1 rRNA gene is annotated in these 1,946 nt (G+C 55.9%); it reads right to left on the bottom strand.

From position 1 onward, the window contains the following. Window positions 1-1,882: ribosomal RNA gene (locus tag JG50_RS0112110) — 23S ribosomal RNA — on the bottom strand; the annotation flags it as partial. Window positions 1,883-1,946 lie beyond the last annotated feature (64 nt).

Raw genomic sequence — 1,946 nt, 5'->3', positions numbered from 1 at the left:
TTTCGCTACCTTAGGACCGTTATAGTTACGGCCGCCGTTTACTGGGGCTTCGGTTCAGAGCTTCGCTTGCGCTAACCCTTCCCCTTAACCTTCCAGCACCGGGCAGGCGTCAGCCCCTATACTTCGCCTTGCGGCTTCGCAGAGACCTGTGTTTTTGCTAAACAGTCGCCTGGACCTCTTCACTGCGGCCCCCTCGGGCTATTCACCCTACCGGGGCACCCCTTCTCCCGAAGTTACGGGGTCATTTTGCCGAGTTCCTTAACGAGAGTTTTCCCGAGCGCCTTAGGATTCTCTCCTCGCCTACCTGTGTCGGTTTGCGGTACGGGCACCTGCTTCCTCCTAGAGGCTTTTCTTGGCAGTGTGAGATCAAGAACTTCGGTACTTTAAATTTCCCTCGCCATCACGGCCCGGCCTTAAAGAAAGGACGGATTTGCCTGTCCCTTCAGCCTCACCGCTTGGACGCGCACATCCAGTCGCGCGATTCTCTACCCTCCTGCGTCCCCCCATCGTACAAACGGAATCAGGTGGTACAGGAATTTCAACCTGTTGTCCATCGCCTACGCCTTTCGGCCTCGGCTTAGGTCCCGACTTACCCTGAGCGGACGAACCTTCCTCAGGAACCCTTAGGCTTACGGCGGAGGGGATTCTCACCCCTCTTTTCGCTACTCATACCGGCATTCTCACTTCCAAGCACTCCACCGCATCTCACGATGCGGCTTCGACGCCGCTTGGAACGCTCCCCTACCATGTTGCCTTCGGCAACATCCACAGCTTCGGTGAACCGCTTAGCCCCGTTACATTTTCGGCGCAGAGTCACTTGACCAGTGAGCTATTACGCACTCTTTGAATGATGGCTGCTTCTAAGCCAACATCCTGGTTGTCTGGGCAACTCCACATCCTTTCCCACTTAGCGGTTACTTGGGGACCTTAGCTGGTGGTCTGGGCTGTTTCCCTTTTGACTACGGATCTTAGCACTCGCAGTCTGACTCCCGGAGGAAAAGTGGATGGCATTCGGAGTTTAACTGAGTTCGGTAACCCGGTGAGGGCCCCTAGCCCAATCAGTGCTCTACCTCCATCACTCCTGCTCCGAGGCTAGCCCTAAAGCTATTTCGGGGAGAACCAGCTATCTCCGAGTTCGATTGGCATTTCACCCCTACCCACACCTCATCCTATGGTTTTTCAACACCAAAAGGTTCGGGCCTCCATTCCGTGTTACCGGAACTTCACCCTGGACATGGGTAGATCACCCGGTTTCGGGTCGACGACTACGTACTCATGCGCCCTGTTCAGACTCGCTTTCGCTGCGGCTCCGGCTTCTCACCTTAACCTCGCACGCAACCGTCACTCGCCGGTTCATTCTACAAAAGGCACGCCGTCACTCCTCAAAGGAGCTCCGACTGATTGTAAGCACACGGTTTCAGGTTCTCTTTCACTCCCCTCCCGGGGTGCTTTTCACCTTTCCCTCACGGTACTGGTTCACTATCGGTCGCCAGGGAGTATTTAGCCTTGGGAGGTGGTCCTCCCAGCTTCCCACGGGGTTTCACGTGTCCCGCGGTACTCAGGATCCGTCTCGGAGGGCGAAGGATTTCGGTTACAGGGCTGTTACCTTTTATCGCGGGTCTTTCCAGAACCACTTCACCTATCCCTCGCCTTTCTCACTCCGTTCCTCAGGGTACTAAGATGTTTCAGTTCCCCTGGTCTGCCCCCGTCCATCCTATGGATTCAGATGGCGGTACCAGCTCTTCAAGCTGGTGGGTTGCCCCATTCGGAAATCCCCGGATCAACGCCTGCTTACGGCTCCCCGAGGCATATCGGTGTTCGCCCCGTCCTTCATCGGCTCCTGGCGCCAAGGCATCCACCGTGTGCCCTTAGTAGCTTAACCTGCTACGGTTTCTCTCCCGGTGATGCAACTTGACGAATGACCATTTCGTCATTTGCCTTATTCC

The sequence above is a fragment of the Thermoactinomyces daqus genome, from assembly GCF_000763315.1.
In the GTDB taxonomy this organism is placed as follows: domain Bacteria; phylum Bacillota; class Bacilli; order Thermoactinomycetales; family Thermoactinomycetaceae; genus Thermoactinomyces_A; species Thermoactinomyces_A daqus.
This window is presented reverse-complemented; position numbering and strand designations above follow the sequence as displayed.